At 54.8% G+C, this 14,131-nt stretch carries 13 protein-coding genes, 1 pseudogene and 1 riboswitch; of the genes and pseudogenes, 12 read left to right on the top strand and 2 right to left on the bottom strand.

Going from position 1 to position 14,131, the window contains the following annotated elements; all coding sequences use genetic code 11:
- Positions 1 to 427 (bottom strand): annotated as a pseudogene (locus tag OCT58_RS05430) (IS4 family transposase); the annotation flags it as partial.
- A 270-nt stretch (positions 428 to 697) separates the two neighbouring features.
- On the opposite strand from OCT58_RS05430, the gene OCT58_RS05425 reads away from it, so the two are divergent.
- The 3 genes from OCT58_RS05425 to pepT are packed head-to-tail and all read left to right on the top strand — an operon-like array spanning position 698 to position 3,504.
- Complete coding sequence (locus OCT58_RS05425) at positions 698 to 1,408, top strand: tRNA (adenine(22)-N(1))-methyltransferase (RefSeq protein ID WP_267201869.1); 711 nt, start codon at positions 698 to 700, stop codon at positions 1,406 to 1,408.
- On the top strand, positions 1,392 to 2,222 hold the full coding sequence (locus OCT58_RS05420; RefSeq protein WP_267201868.1) for a Nif3-like dinuclear metal center hexameric protein: 831 nt from the start codon (positions 1,392 to 1,394) through the stop codon (positions 2,220 to 2,222). Before OCT58_RS05425 ends, OCT58_RS05420 begins: the two co-directional genes overlap by 17 nt.
- 31 nt (positions 2,223 to 2,253) lie before the next feature.
- Positions 2,254 to 3,504, top strand: a complete 1,251-nt coding sequence (gene pepT / locus OCT58_RS05415; RefSeq protein WP_267201867.1) for a peptidase T — start codon at positions 2,254 to 2,256, stop codon at positions 3,502 to 3,504.
- A 58-nt stretch (positions 3,505 to 3,562) separates the two neighbouring features.
- Here pepT and OCT58_RS05410 read toward each other — a convergent pair whose 3' ends face one another.
- Positions 3,563 to 3,775, bottom strand: coding sequence for a YjzD family protein (locus tag OCT58_RS05410; protein ID WP_267201866.1), 213 nt, complete (start codon positions 3,773 to 3,775; stop codon positions 3,563 to 3,565).
- Between the two features lie 141 nt (positions 3,776 to 3,916).
- Between OCT58_RS05410 and dnaE the strand changes: the two genes are divergently transcribed.
- The 9 genes from dnaE (at position 3,917) to OCT58_RS05365 (ending at position 14,055) form a co-directional block, all read left to right on the top strand.
- Positions 3,917 to 7,252 (top strand): DNA polymerase III subunit alpha, encoded by a 3,336-nt coding sequence (gene dnaE, locus OCT58_RS05405; RefSeq protein ID WP_267201865.1) that lies wholly within the window; start codon positions 3,917 to 3,919, stop codon positions 7,250 to 7,252.
- 168 nt (positions 7,253 to 7,420) lie between these two features.
- Complete coding sequence (gene pyk / locus OCT58_RS05400) at positions 7,421 to 8,842, top strand: pyruvate kinase (protein ID WP_267201864.1); 1,422 nt, start codon at positions 7,421 to 7,423, stop codon at positions 8,840 to 8,842.
- A 138-nt stretch (positions 8,843 to 8,980) separates the two neighbouring features.
- Positions 8,981 to 9,862: a CvfB family protein gene (locus OCT58_RS05395; protein WP_267201863.1), complete on the top strand. Its 882-nt coding sequence runs from the start codon at positions 8,981 to 8,983 to the stop codon at positions 9,860 to 9,862.
- The gene (locus OCT58_RS05390; protein WP_267201862.1) at positions 9,862 to 10,755 is read left to right on the top strand and encodes a tyrosine-type recombinase/integrase; all 894 of its coding nucleotides are present in this window, start codon (positions 9,862 to 9,864) and stop codon (positions 10,753 to 10,755) included. Before OCT58_RS05395 ends, OCT58_RS05390 begins: the two co-directional genes overlap by 1 nt.
- 12 nt (positions 10,756 to 10,767) lie before the next feature.
- Positions 10,768 to 11,124 (top strand): reductase, encoded by a 357-nt coding sequence (locus OCT58_RS05385; protein ID WP_267201861.1) that lies wholly within the window; start codon positions 10,768 to 10,770, stop codon positions 11,122 to 11,124.
- Positions 11,117 to 11,911, top strand: coding sequence for a segregation and condensation protein A (locus OCT58_RS05380; protein WP_267201860.1), 795 nt, complete (start codon positions 11,117 to 11,119; stop codon positions 11,909 to 11,911). Before OCT58_RS05385 ends, OCT58_RS05380 begins: the two co-directional genes overlap by 8 nt.
- Positions 11,874 to 12,473: an SMC-Scp complex subunit ScpB gene (gene scpB, locus OCT58_RS05375; RefSeq protein WP_267201859.1), complete on the top strand. Its 600-nt coding sequence runs from the start codon at positions 11,874 to 11,876 to the stop codon at positions 12,471 to 12,473. Before OCT58_RS05380 ends, scpB begins: the two co-directional genes overlap by 38 nt.
- A complete protein-coding gene (locus tag OCT58_RS05370) occupies positions 12,473 to 13,201 on the top strand; it encodes a pseudouridine synthase (RefSeq protein WP_267201858.1) in 729 nt (242 codons plus the stop codon). Before scpB ends, OCT58_RS05370 begins: the two co-directional genes overlap by 1 nt.
- Before the next feature lie 54 nt (positions 13,202 to 13,255).
- A riboswitch (FMN riboswitch) is annotated at positions 13,256 to 13,374 on the top strand.
- A gap of 102 nt (positions 13,375 to 13,476) precedes the next feature.
- Positions 13,477 to 14,055 (top strand): ECF transporter S component, encoded by a 579-nt coding sequence (locus OCT58_RS05365; protein ID WP_267201857.1) that lies wholly within the window; start codon positions 13,477 to 13,479, stop codon positions 14,053 to 14,055.
- The last annotated feature ends 76 nt before the right edge of the window (positions 14,056 to 14,131 follow it).

Raw genomic sequence — 14,131 nt, 5'->3', positions numbered from 1 at the left:
CATGCATTTGACAGTAGGGCTTGTTCTTGGAAAAGTCACAAACATATTTTGAAGCAGGATTCCACGGAAGGTTAAAATCAGAGCCGTCAATTGCTAATAGATGATAGTGTTGATCTAATAAATATTCATTGTTGATTCGTTGGTTGAGTTGATGGAAGATATGCTTAAAACAATCCGGTTTCAGTTTATCTTTTTGTTGCTCAAAAGCAGAAACTGAAACCTGATTATCAATATCAGGGAAAGCATCGAATAACTCAGCGCTAAGACTATTACCACGCATATTAAGGATTGTTTTGATCGTTGTACTGGCTGTTAATTTTCTTTTTCGAATGAAAGCTCGCGAAGAATTAGTGTAATCATGAATATGACTAACTGTTTCATTGATAATTTGATCCAAAACATTTAAGATATTAGTAGGGTTTAACATTGTGACACACTCCTTACTGTTATGGGACTGTTACAGCTAAATCCTTGATATGTGTGGTAGGAGAGAGCTAAACACTTTCTCCTATTTAATTTTAAAAAGCAACGCTGTTTAAAGCAAAGAGTGAGCCTTCATTCACACAAATTGTGTAAATAAAGGCTCACTCTTTTGGTATCCCAAATGTCAATAGCTTAACTTAATGATATTGAGGTTAATTCCCAGCCTCTTTTTTGGTATACTTAAGTTAATTAAGCAATAAAGAGGGATGTTAATTTGGACGAGAAACACTTATCGCGACGCCTCGCCACCGTGGCGAGCTTCGTTCCGGACGGCGCGCGAATGGCGGACATCGGCTCCGACCACGCCTACCTACCGGCGGCCCTGGCCCTGGAGAAGAAAATCAGCTATGCCGTGGCCGGCGAGGTAGTTCGGGGACCGTACGAAAACGCGGTCCACGAGATCAAGAATCACGGCCTGGATGCGGTGATCAAGCCTCGGCTGGCGGACGGCCTGGCGGCGATTGCGCCCGCCGACAAAATTGACACGGTGGTCGTGGCCGGCATGGGGGGGGCCCTGATTGCCAAGATCTTGGATGAGGGCGTGACCAAGCTTGCCGGTGTGATCCGCCTCATCCTCCAGCCTAACGTCGGTGAGTACCGACTGCGGTGCTGGCTGATGGATCACCATTACCAGATCATGGCCGAGCGGATTGTCGCAGAGGACGACCATATCTACGAGATTATCGTGGCCGAGCCATCCGTCGTGCCCTTCCGGTACAGTGACTACGAGTTGACCTTTGGCCCGCTCCTCTTGGAGAAGAAGGGGCCGGTCTTTGCGGCCAAGTGGCAGGAATATTGTCAACGCCAGACCGCGGTGCTGCACCAGATGGCGGGGGCCAAGAAAGTGCCCGTCGCGCGGATCAATGAATTAAAAGCAGAATTGGCAATGGTAAAGGAGGCCCTGGATAATGACCACGGGGAATGAACTAATTGAACGTTTTGAAAAGTTTGCCAGCCCGGCCCTGGCCGAAAGCTGGGACCACGTTGGCCTCCAGGTCGGCAATCCGGACCGACAGATCAAGCGCCTGATGACGACTTTAGACGTGCGCCCGGAGATCGTGCAGGAGGCGATTGACAACCAGGTGGACTTCATCTTTGCCCATCACCCGGTCATGTTTCACCCAGCCCGCGACCTGGACACCCGCAACCCGCAGAACGCGATGTACGCTCAGCTGCTGGCTCACCAGATCACGGTTTACGCAGCCCATACCAACCTTGATACGGCCAACGGCGGGATGAACGACTGGCTGGCCAAGCAATTGGGACTGACTAATTGCCAGCCCCTGGTACCAGCTGGCACGGACCCGGTTTCGGGTGAACCGGTCGGAATGGGCCGGATTGGTGACTTTGCCGGTTCAATGAATGCGGCCGCCTTTGCTCGCTACTGCATGCGGATCTTTAAAGTACCCGGGCTGCGCCTGATCACGAATCCTACCGACGGCGAGCGGCAGATTCACCGGGTGGCCGTCCTGGGCGGCGCCGGGCAGGACTTTTACGACCGGGCGGTAAAACTGGGCGCCGACGCCTACGTTACCGGCGACGTCAGCTACCACTTTGCCCATGATATGATCGCTAACCACCTGACCGTCGTGGATCCCGGCCACCACATCGAGGCGGTAAGTGAACACGGCCTGGCGGAACTGATCCGGGGCTGGCAGAACGAATACGGTTGGGACTTCGACCTGATCGAGAATCGCATCAATACCGACCCGTTCACCTTTGTCACCGCGCAGGATTGATTTTATAAAGCTGAAGAGGAGGAAATTTAAAATGACAACAGAAAAATATGAGGGTTTACTGCCACGCTTTTTGAAGTACGTGAAAGTGGAGACGCGTTCCAACCCGGCATCGACGACGATTCCGTCCGATCCCAAGGAAACGGCCTTCTTAAATGACTTGGCGGACGAATTGAAGCAGATTGGCCTGGAAAATGTCCACATTAACCAGCAGAGCTCCTATTTGATGGCGACGATTCCGTCCAACCTGGACTATGCAGTCCCGGTACTGGGCCTGATTGCCCACATTGACACGGCGGACTTCAACGCCCACAACGTCAACCCGCAGATTGTTGAGAACTACGACGGTCATTCAGACATCCAACTGGATCAGAATGGTCAATATAAGCTGACCGTGGATGCCTTTCCGTCCCTTCAAAAGTACGCCGGCAATACCCTGATCACGACCGACGGCTCCACGCTGCTGGGTGCCGATGACAAGTCCGGGGTGGCCGAGATCGTAACGATGGCCGATTATTTGATGAAGCACCCTGAGATCAAGCACGGCCAGATCCAGATCGGTCTGGGCCCCGACGAGGAAATCGGGACCGGTGCCGACCACTTTGACGTCCAGGACTTTGGCGCCGATTTTGCCTACACCGTCGACGGTGGTCCGCTGGGTGAGCTTGAGTACGAGACCTTCAACGCCGCCCAAGCCGAAATCGAGATTGCAGGGAACGACGTCCATACCGGGGTGGCCAAGGGAACAATGGTCAATGCCATCCAGGTCGCCATCGACCTCCACGATAGTCTGCCAACTCACGACCGGGCGGAACGGACTGACGGTCGACAGGGCTTCTACCACCTCTACAAGTTCAACGGGACCGTTGACCACGCCTCGATGGTTTACCTGATCCGGGACCACGACAAGCAGATCTTCGAAGAACGCAAGCACCTGCTTGAACGAATCGTCGCCGGATTGAACGATGAGCTCGGCAGCGACCGGATCCAGATGAAGCTCTACGACCAGTACTACAACTTAAAGGACGCCTTGAAGGATCACATGGACGTCGTAGAGATCGCCAAGCACGCCATGGAAAACCTGGGGATCAAGCCGGATATCTACCCGGTCCGGGGTGGTACGGATGGCTCAACCATTTCCTACATGGGCCTGCCGACACCAAATCTCTTCGCCGGTGGGGAGAACATGCACAGCCGCTTCGAGTATGTTTCCCTGCAGACGATGGAGAAGGCCCTCGACACCTTGCTGGAGATTAACCGGCTCAACGTTGAGGAAAACAAGTAAATAAAAAACGTGCACCGAAAGTTCGATGCACGTTTTTTATTTGTTTAAGTTGAATTGCTTACTTTTCTTCAGCCTTGTCCTTTGCTGGGTCAGCGCTGCCAGTGATTGCATTGATCGCGTTAACGGAGATCAGGCAGAAGACAACGGCGAGGATCCCGACCATCGTGTAGTCGGGCGTCATGCCTTCGAGCTGACTGGTGATGTAAGCTAACACTTCACCGAGAATCAGAGCCCAAAAAGCGGCCACGATGTTCCGTGATAAAAAGTTCATGTTAAGTCATCCCCTCTTTAACTACCTTATTTTAGCACAATTAATCCGCGATGGGGAAGGGGCAAAGTCAGATGAGTGTTTCAGGGCAGTGAGGCAGCGAAATTTGGTATAATCGAATGGAAATGAAGGGAGGACGCGATTGTGACGCCACTTGATGTGCAAACTTGTTTTAGTCTTTTGAAAAGTCCCACGCGAATTGCGGACCTGGTTGCCGCGGCCAAGCAACGGGGTTACCAGTCGCTGGCACTGACCGATGAAAACGTCCTTTACGGGGCCGTTGATTTTTATAACGCCGCCCGCAAGGCCAAACTCAAACCGCTCTTGGGGATGAAAATGCATTTAGCCCTCAATGCGGCCGATGGTAACACCTTGGCTTTAAACCTGATTGCCAAGAACCAACGTGGCTACCAGCACCTGATGGACCTATCGACCCGCCACCAGACCACCGCCGCCAAGGAACTCCCGCTGACAGTAGACGCGGTTGCCGACTTACTCGGCGGTCTCTTCGTAATTGCCCTGCCCGAAACCAGTCTGCTCTCCGTAATTGCCCAAAATGATCCAGTGATTGCGACCTTGCAAGGGGCCGTTGACCCGGCCAGCCTGCTGGTGGGGATCAACCCGGAGCTTGATGCCGTGACCCGGCAGACCCTAACCGCCTTTAGCCAGCGGGCCGGCCTGCCCCTGGTTGCCAGTCGACCGGTCGAGTATCTTGACCCCGGCGACCAGTTTGCCGGCAGCGTTCTCCAGGCGATCGGGGCCGGCACCAGTCTGGACAACGTGACGGCGCTTGCGCATACCGAGGGACGCCACTATTTGCGGACGGCCCAACAGGCCCAGCAGGAATACCGGGCGGTGGGGCTAGTGGACGCCGTGGCCCAGGCCGACCGGGTGGCTGCCGAATGTCGGGTGGAACTGACCTTCAAGGCGCCGGTGCTGCCGCACTTTGCGACCCCCGCCCAGACGGATTCGGCCGCTTACCTGCGCCAGCTTTGTGAAGCGGGGCTGGCCAAGCGTCCGCTGGCGGCGGGCTTTACGACCGCAGACTATCACAAGCGCCTGGACCACGAGCTGGCCGTGATTCACCAGATGGGTTTCGACGATTATTTCCTGATCGTCTGGGACGTCATGAACTTTGCTCACCGCTCCCATATCGCCACCGATCCGGGTCGGGGATCGGCGGCTGGTTCGCTGGTCGCCTACGCCCTGGCGATCACCGAGGTAGACCCGCTGGAGTACCACCTGCTCTTTGAACGATTCTTAAACCCGGAGCGGGCCCAGATGCCCGACATCGACCTGGACATTCCCGACAACCGCCGGGATGAGGTTCTCGAATATGTCCACCAGAAATATGGCCACCAGCACGTCGCCCAGATCATCACCTTTGGGACCTTGGGGGCCAAGCAGGTGCTGCGGGACGTCAGCCGGGTCTTTAACTGGCCCAAGTACGACGTCAACACGCTGATGGGGACTTTACCCAACAGCCATAATCTGACGCTGGCCAGCGCCCTCCAGGATTCCCAGCGCCTCCGCAACTTCTTGGATGACCATCAGCAGGCCCAGCTGTTGATGACGGTGGCCCGGCAGCTGGAGGGCCTGCCGCGTCACTACTCGACCCACGCGGCCGGAGTTGTCCTGTCCGAGCAGCCGCTGCACGAGATTGTGCCCCTTCAGGACGGTGGGGAAGGACTTTTGATGACCCAGTTTACCAAGGGAACCGTCGAGGCGCTCGGGCTGTTGAAGATGGACTTCCTGGGGCTGAAGAACCTATCGATTCTGGCCCACACCCTCGAGCTGGTTCACCAAGAGCACCCAGACTTTGACCTTCGCCAGATTTCCTATGAGGACCCGGCCACCCTCCAGCTTTTCCAGCGGGGGATGACAGACGGCGTTTTCCAGTTTGAATCGAGCGGGATCCGCAACGTCCTCGTCAGTCTTCACCCGGATCGCTTTGAGGACATCATTGCTGTCAACGCCCTCTACCGGCCGGGCCCGCTGGAAAACATCAGCCACTTCATCGCCCGCAAGCACGGGCAGGAGCAGTACCAGATCCCAGATGCCGCCCTGCAGGGGATCCTGGGTCCGACCTATGGTGTCTTGGTTTACCAGGAACAGGTCATGCAGGTGGCCGTTGCCATGGCCGGCTTCACCTTGGGCGAGGCCGACCTGTTGCGGCGGGCAATGAGCAAGAAGATCGGGACCGTGATGGAAAATATGCGGGCCAAGTTCATGCAGGGCGCCGTCGCCAACGGCTTTACCGAAGAACGGGCCGCCCAGGTCTTCAACTATATCGACCAGTTTGCCAATTACGGTTTCAACCGGTCCCACGCGGTCGCCTATTCGATGCTGGCCTTTCAGCTCGCCTATCTGAAGTGCCATTACCCGACCGCCTTTTATACCGCCCTGATGAGCGCCGAAAGTAACCTGACCAAACTCCGTCAGCACGTTGAAAATGCACGCAAGCTCGGGGTCAAGATCAACGGGCCGCGAATCAACATCAGCGGGGCCGATTTTACCCTGGACCAGGGACAAGTTTACTTTGGCCTGGCCGACATCAAAGGGGTCCGGCGCGACTTTATTGACGACTTGAAAGCGGAACAGGCGACCCACGGACCCTTCACAGACTTTCGCGACTTCGTCAACCGCTTGCCGCAGCGTTGGCGCAAGGCGGAACTAATTGAGCCGCTGATTTATTCAGGAGCCTTAGACCAGTTGGGCTACAACCGGGCCGAGATGATCAACGCCTTGCCGGACCTGCTCTCGGGAATTGACCAGTTGCTGAGCAGCTTCCAGGATGATCCTAGCCTGCAGTCGTCGATTGAACGGTGCCAAGAGTACCCGCTGACCACCCGGCTGCTCAAGGAAAACGAGTACCTGGGCGTCTACCTCTCCGGTCACCCGGTTAGCCAGTTTCAGCGCCTGGGCCAGCGGATCGGTGCTCGGACGGTTAGCCAGCTTCAACCGGGGCAAAATGTCAACCTCCTGCTTTTTATCAACCACGTCAAGACCGTCCATACCAAGCGGGATCACCGGCCAATGGCCTTCTTGTCCGGCTCAGATCAGACCGGGACTTTAGACGTGACCGTCTTTCCCAAACAGTACCAGCGCTTTGCCAACCTTTTAGAAGATAACCAGGTGCTGGCAATCGCCGGCCGAGTTGAGGTTCGGGAAGGGCGGGGAACCCAGCTGATTGCTTCACGGCTCCAGTCCGCCGCCAAGCTCCAGCAGGAACTCCTGCCAAACCAGCGTTGGGTGATCCGCGTCTATCCAGAAAAAGCCACCCGGGAGACGATGACCCAGTTAAATGAGCTGATGGCCGTCCACCACGGGAACACCCCGGTTCTTCTTTACTATCCACAGACCAAGGCCCGCCATCTCCAGCACCGTCGCAAGTGGCTGGACAATCAAGCGGCGACTAAGGCAGCACTCGAGGAGCTCTTCGGGGCGGAAAATGTCGTCCTGCAACCGCTGAAAAATTAGAGGATTCTAAGAAAAAATAACAAATTCAAGTTGGCAGCGTTTTCTTGAGAATTTATGAACAAAAATGGGCGACACCCATTTTGAAAAGTGCTATTATACAAGTGTGCAAATGAGGGATGCAATTGGCAGACCGCAGTTGATGCATAAATGTAAAGGAGAGATTCATTTATGAAGAAAACCAAGATTGTAAGTACTCTTGGTCCTGCAAGTACTGATGTTGACACGATCGTTAAGTTGATCCAAGCAGGAGCAAACATTTTCCGTTTCAACTTCTCACACGGTGACCACCCAGAACACCTGGGCCGGATGCAAAACGTTAAGAAGGCCGAAGAAATCACCGGCAAGCACGTTGGTCTCATGCTTGATACCAAGGGTGCCGAAATTCGGACGACTGTTGAAAAGGAAGGCAAGATCGAATTCAACATTGGCGACAAGGTTCGCATTTCCATGGATGCTTCATTAGAAGGTACCCATGACAAGATCGCTGTTACCTACCCAGGCCTGTACGACGATACTCATGTTGGTGGCCACGTTCTGTTTGACGATGGTCTGATCGACATGCTGATCGACGAAAAGGATGAAGAACACCATGAACTGGTTTGCCACGTGCTGAACCACGGTATTCTTGGTTCCCGGAAGGGTGTTAACGCTCCTGGCGTTTCCATCAACCTGCCTGGGATCACTGAAAAGGACAGCTCCGACATTCGCTTCGGTCTGGACAACAAGATCAACTACATCTCCGCTTCCTTCGTTCGGAAGGCCCAGGATGTGCTTGACATTCGTGAACTGCTCAAGGAAAAGAACATGGAAGACGTTCAAATCTTCCCAAAGATCGAATCTCAAGAAGGGATCGACAACTTTGAAGAAATCATCGACGTTGCCGATGGTCTGATGGTTCCTCGTGGTGACATGGGTGTTGAAATTCCTGCTGAAAATGTGCCAATCGTTCAGAAGCACATGATCAAGCGGTGCAACGAACTTGGCAAGCCAGTTATCACTGCTACTCAGATGCTGGACTCCATGCAAGAAAACCCACGGCCAACCCGTGCCGAAGTTTCTGACGTTGCCAACGCCGTCTTTGACGGTACTGACGCAACCATGCTGTCTGGTGAAAGTGCCAACGGTGACTACCCAGTAGAATCCGTTGCCATGATGAACGCCATCGACATCAAGGCTGAAAAGCACCTCTGGGAATTCGGTACTGAAACCTTTGATTGGGACAAGTCCGACGTTACCGAAACGATCGGTTCTGCCGTTGCCACTGCTGCTAAGGACTTAGACATCCACACTATTGTTGCCTACACTGCTTCAGGCTACACTGCTAAGATGATTTCTAAGTACCGTCCAAACGCCGACATCGTTGCCCTGACTCCAAACGAGCGGGTAGAACGGGGCCTGATGATCAACTGGGGTGTTCAACCTTACGTTGTTAACGAAGCTACCGACACCGATAAGATGTTCGACCTGGCTGCTGAAAAGGCAGTTGAATTGGGCTTTGCTAAGAAGGGTGACAAGATCATCGTTCTGGCCGGTGTTCCAGTTGGTGTACCAGGAACGACCAACCTGATGCGGGTTATGACGATTGCTTAATCGTTAATCCAACTAAATTGAAAAGAGTGCGACAGTTGCCGCGCTCTTTTTTTGTAGCGCGCGGGGCGCTGGTCAAAGTCGGGCGAGCCGTGTAAAATGGTTCTAGAATATCACTAGCAAATAAATGGGGTTGAAAATATGAACTCTGCATTAGGAAAAGTTGTATCAGCGGTCATGGTGGATGAAAATGAGGACTACTACTTCGTTCAGCCCGACCGCAACGGACAGACATACCGCCTGCCCAAGGATGAAAGTCCCCAGATTCTTCACATTGGGGGCCAGGTCCGGGGCTTTGTCTACGAAAATGAGGATCATCAGCTGCAGATGACCTGCCAGCACATTCCAACGGTCCAGGTGGATCACTATGGTTTTGGGACGGTGGTGGCCGTTCGGCGGGACCTCGGCGTCTTCGTCGACATCGGACTTCCCAACAAGGACATCGTGGTTTCTTTAGATGATCTGCCGGAATTAAAGCATCTTTGGCCGCAACCCGGCGACAAATTAATGATTGCCCTCAAGGTTGACGACAAGGACCGGATCTGGGGTCAACTGGCCGATGACGCAATCTTCAATGCGATCGCCTTGGCACCGTCACCACGCTTGCAAAATCATGATACGGAAGCGATCGTCTACCGCCTGAAGTTGAACGGGACCCACGTGCTGACGGCGGACTACCACCTCGGTTTTATCCACCCTAGCGAACGGGATCAGGAACCGCGCTTAGGCCAGCGGGTCCGTGCCCGGGTGATTGGTATCTCGTCACACAATAGTCTGAATCTCTCCCTCAAGCCGCGGGCCTACCAGGCGATCGGCGAGGATGCCCAGATGCTGATGGCAATGCTTGAACATGATCGCAACCACCGCCTGCCTTACACGGACAAGTCGTCACCGGCGGCAATCCGGGCCGCCTTTGGCATCAGCAAGGGCCAATTCAAGCGGGCGGTTGGCCACCTGCTCAAGGCCGGCCTGGTCAAGGAAGAGGATGGCCAGCTGATTCTCCTCAAGCAGGACGCGCAATAATGCAGGACGAAATTGGGGCTCTGGTGAACTACCTACGGGATTCACGCGGTCTGTCACAAAATACATTGGCCTCTTACCAGCGTGATCTAGGTAAGGCAGCCCGCTATTTTGAAGAGCAGGGGATTAGAGAATGGACAGCTGTGGACCGGTACGCCGTCTTGAATCTGCTGGCGACTGAACGCGATCAGGGCCGGTCGACGGCGACGATCAATCGGCTGATCTCGAGCTTGCGGCAACTGTTTAAGTTCTTGATTCGCCAAGGCCGGTTGCAGGTCAACCCGATGGAGACCATTGATCACCAGCCCGCTCACCCGAGCAGTACACCACCGGTTCTTCTGACTGAAGAAGAGGTCGAGCAACTCCTGGCCGTGCCGGACACGACGACGGCACTGGGGATCCGCGACCGGGCCATCTTGGAGGTGCTGGACGCCACCGGGATGCGGGTCAACGAATTGGTGACCCTGCCAATGACGGCCCTCCACCTGGATGTCCGCTTTGTCCAGCTGCAGGGCAATGACCAGCACGAGCGGATGGTGCCATTGAGCCGGCCCGCCGTTGCCTGGCTGCGCCGTTACCTGGATGAGGTCCGGCCGTATTTGGTTCGCGAGCCAGCGCCCACGGTTGTCTTTTTAAACGCCCACGGGCGGCCCTTGACTCGGCAGGGCGTTTGGAAGAACTTCAAAGAATGGGTCCGCAATGCTGGAATTAGCAAGAACGTCACCCCGCAGACCTTTCGCTATTCGCTGGCCGTTCAGCTTCTGTCGCAGGGCGCCAGCGGGCAGGTTGTCCAGGAGATGCTGGGCTATACCGAATTGCGAATGCTGCGGCCCTACCTGAAGGTGACCCCACAGCAGCTGGCGGCGACCTACGACAAGTACCACCCCCGTGCATAGGAGGATGCAGCAATGTTAGTACGCTATCGAAAAGATTATCAAAAAATTGCCCTGGGGCTGCTCTCACTGATTCCCGAGTTGCGGGATAACCACCGCTTTCGGGATGAATTGGACTGGGCCCTGCAAGAGGGGCGGGTCGTCTATCTCTGGAAGGATCAGGAGGATAACCACTTTATCGCCGTGGCAATTCTGGACGTTGGGGACGATTATGTTCTAATACGCTGGCTCTCCTTTACGCCGAGTGAACGTTCCGGGCGCAATGTCTACGCTCTTTTGACCGCTATTCGAGACGAATACCCGGGTCACCGCTTGATGGGAACCATGGCGACGCAACCACTAATTACCGCTTGGGGGAAGGCTAATGAATAATGAAGAACCGGCATTGAAGCGGGCCGTCCAGCCAACGCTAAAATTGGGTTCGTTTGAGGGCCCACTCGACCTGCTCCTTCACCTGATCCGCGAAGCCAAGATGGATATTTACGATATTAAGATTGCGACGATCACCAGTCAGTACATGGACTACCTCCACCAGATGAAGGCCAACCGACTGGAAATTGCCGGGGAGTACTTCGTGATGGCAGCGACCTTGATGCGGATCAAGAGCCAGCTGCTGCTTCCCCAGGCACCGGCATTAGAAGAGGAGCACGAAGAACCACCGGCCGACCCACGGCAGGAGTTGGTCGACCAACTCCTGGAGTACCAGCGTTATCAAAAAGCGGCCGACCATCTGAAGGACAAGGAGGGAATTCGCCAACAGGAATATACCCGCCCGGCCATGCGGGTACCCGCGGGGATGGTGACGAATAAGGTGGCCCCCGGTGTGACCTTGGACCAGTTGCAGGCGGCTTTCAATCAGGTCTTGCGGCGCCACCGTTATAATCGGCCGGTTGTTGAAACCGTCGCGGCCGAAAAAGTCAGCGTGGCTGAAGAAATGACGGCCGTCTTGAAGAAGGTTCAGGCTGCTCCGACCAGGTTTGTGGATCTCCTGGACAGCGCTCCGACTAAGGACCAGCTGGTCACGACCTTTCTGGCGATCCTGGAACTAGCCAAGCACCAGGCCATCCACATTGATCAAGCCGGCCTGTTTGCCCCAATTATTTTAACGGAGGGAATCAAGAGTGAAGAGTACCGAACCAACGAGCATCGCCCAGATTGAGGGCCTGCTGTTTGTCAGCGGGGATGAGGGTATTACTGTCGGGGATCTGGCGCGAATTACCGGGTTTATGAAGCCGGCGGTTACTGCCATGCTGGAGCAGCTAGCCAAACGCTACGAAACTGACCCGGAGAGCGCCCTCGTCCTCCTGCACAGCGGCCAAACCTACCGCCTGGCCACCAAGCAGGTGCTGGCGCCGGTGATTAAGCACTACTTTGAAGTTCCGCTGACCACCCCGCTGACCCGGGCACTGCTGGAGGTGCTGGCGATCATCGCCTACCGCCAGCCGATTACCCGCCTGGAAATCGACGACATCCGGGGAGTTCAGAGCTCGGGTTCACTCCAAAAACTGATGGCACGGGGGCTAGTGGACACCCATGGTCGCCTGGACGCCCCGGGCCGACCGTTTCGTTACGTCACCACTGAGGCTTTTTTGGACTATTTTGGCCTGACCAGCCTGGCCGACCTGCCACCGCTGCCGGATGAGGCGGACCTGGACGCGGCCGATTTGAATGGTGATCTGTTCTTAAACGCATTTCAATCACGGAAGAGGGATAATAACTGATGGAAAGACTACAAAAGGTAATGGCTGAGGCCGGTGTTGCCTCCCGGCGGGCCTCGGAGAAGCTGATTCAAACCGGCCATGTCCAGGTCAACGGCCAGACGGTTACGACTCTGGGGACCAAGGTTGGTCGCCGCGATGACGTTCAGGTGGATGGGGTGCCGATTCACCGGGAGCAGCACGTTTACTACCTGCTCAATAAGCCGCGGGGGGTCATCTCCAGCGCCCACGACGAGAAGGGACGGAAGACGGTTGTCGACCTGCTCCATGAAGATGAGGAGGTTACCGAGCGGATCTACCCGGTTGGCCGTCTGGATTATGACACGACTGGGATCCTTTTGTTGACCAACGACGGAGACCTGGCCAACCGGCTGATGCACCCGAAGTTTGAGGTGGCCAAGACCTACGTTGCTAAGGTAAAGGGAATTGTCACCAACGATGACTTGAAGCGCCTGCGACTGGGCGTGAGGATCGACGGACACAAGACCAAGCCGGCCAAAACTCGTCTGAAGGAAACTGATCGTCACAAGCAGACCAGCCTGGTGCAGCTCACAATCCACGAGGGCCGCTATCACCAGGTGAAGCGGATGCTAGAGGCAGTGGGGCACCCGGTGATCAAGTTGCATCGGGAGACCTATGGCTTTCTCAACCTCCAAGGCCTGCAATCCGGTGAATTCCGGGAGCTGCGGCCGGAAGAGGTTACCAAGCTGAAGCGGCAGACCCAAGGCTAATGTTTGACAGGGTCAGGCGGCCTTAGTATACTAAAATTGTAAAATTTTTAGAAAAATTGTCTTCAAGGCGGGGTGCAATTCCCGACCGGCGGTACAAGCCCGCAACCCACCGTGGTGGTTGATCCAGTTGAATTCTGGAGCCGACAGTATAGTCTGGTATATAGAAGATTTTCTACGTACATTAACCCTAATCGTTTAGGCGCTACTGACATTGTGTTGGTAGCGCTTTATTAGTTGGGGCCAGTGAAGGCAATCTCAATGGAGGTTGTTAAATCATGACTGCATCGCACTTAAGAATTCAGCGCCTGGTCGGGATCGCTTGCCTGAGCGCCCTGGCTTTTATCCTGATGCTTTTTGAATTTCCGGTGATTCCGGTGGCGTCCTATCTCAAGATTGACTTTTCCGATGTTCCAGTCCTGCTGGGCGGCTACATGTATGGTCCGCTGGGCGGGGTGCTGATTGCCCTTTTGAAATGTTTGATTCACGGGATGGTCAATGGTTTTTCGGTCGGCGAATTAATTGGGATTTTGAGCGATTTTATCTCCTCGCTGGCCCTCCTGTTACCCTTCAGTCTGATTTGGAAAAAGACCCAGTGGTCAACCAAAAAGCAGCTGGCAGTCGGAATCGTGAGCGCGACCCTGGTCTTGACCGTTGTCATGTCGCTGCTCAATCTCTGGGTACTGACGCCACTGTACATGGCCGTTTGGAACTGGAAATCGACGCTGCCGGTTTCCCAACTGGTGGCAGTCGGCGTCTTGCCATTTAACATCATTAAGGGGTTGCTGGTGACGATTGTTTTCGCCATCATCGCGTCCCGGATGCAAAATTGGCTGGCGGCCCACCGTTTTGAATAATCAAGTCGGGATTGTTTGCCAAATTGGGGCGAACAATCTTTTTTTTCGTGCGAAATTGAATTTTTGCCGTCTTATT

This window comes from Limosilactobacillus kribbianus, from assembly GCF_026413145.1.
Classification (GTDB): Bacteria; Bacillota; Bacilli; order Lactobacillales; family Lactobacillaceae; genus Limosilactobacillus; species Limosilactobacillus kribbianus.
Note: the sequence above shows the minus strand (reverse complement) of the source record. Positions and strands in the feature narration are given on the sequence as shown.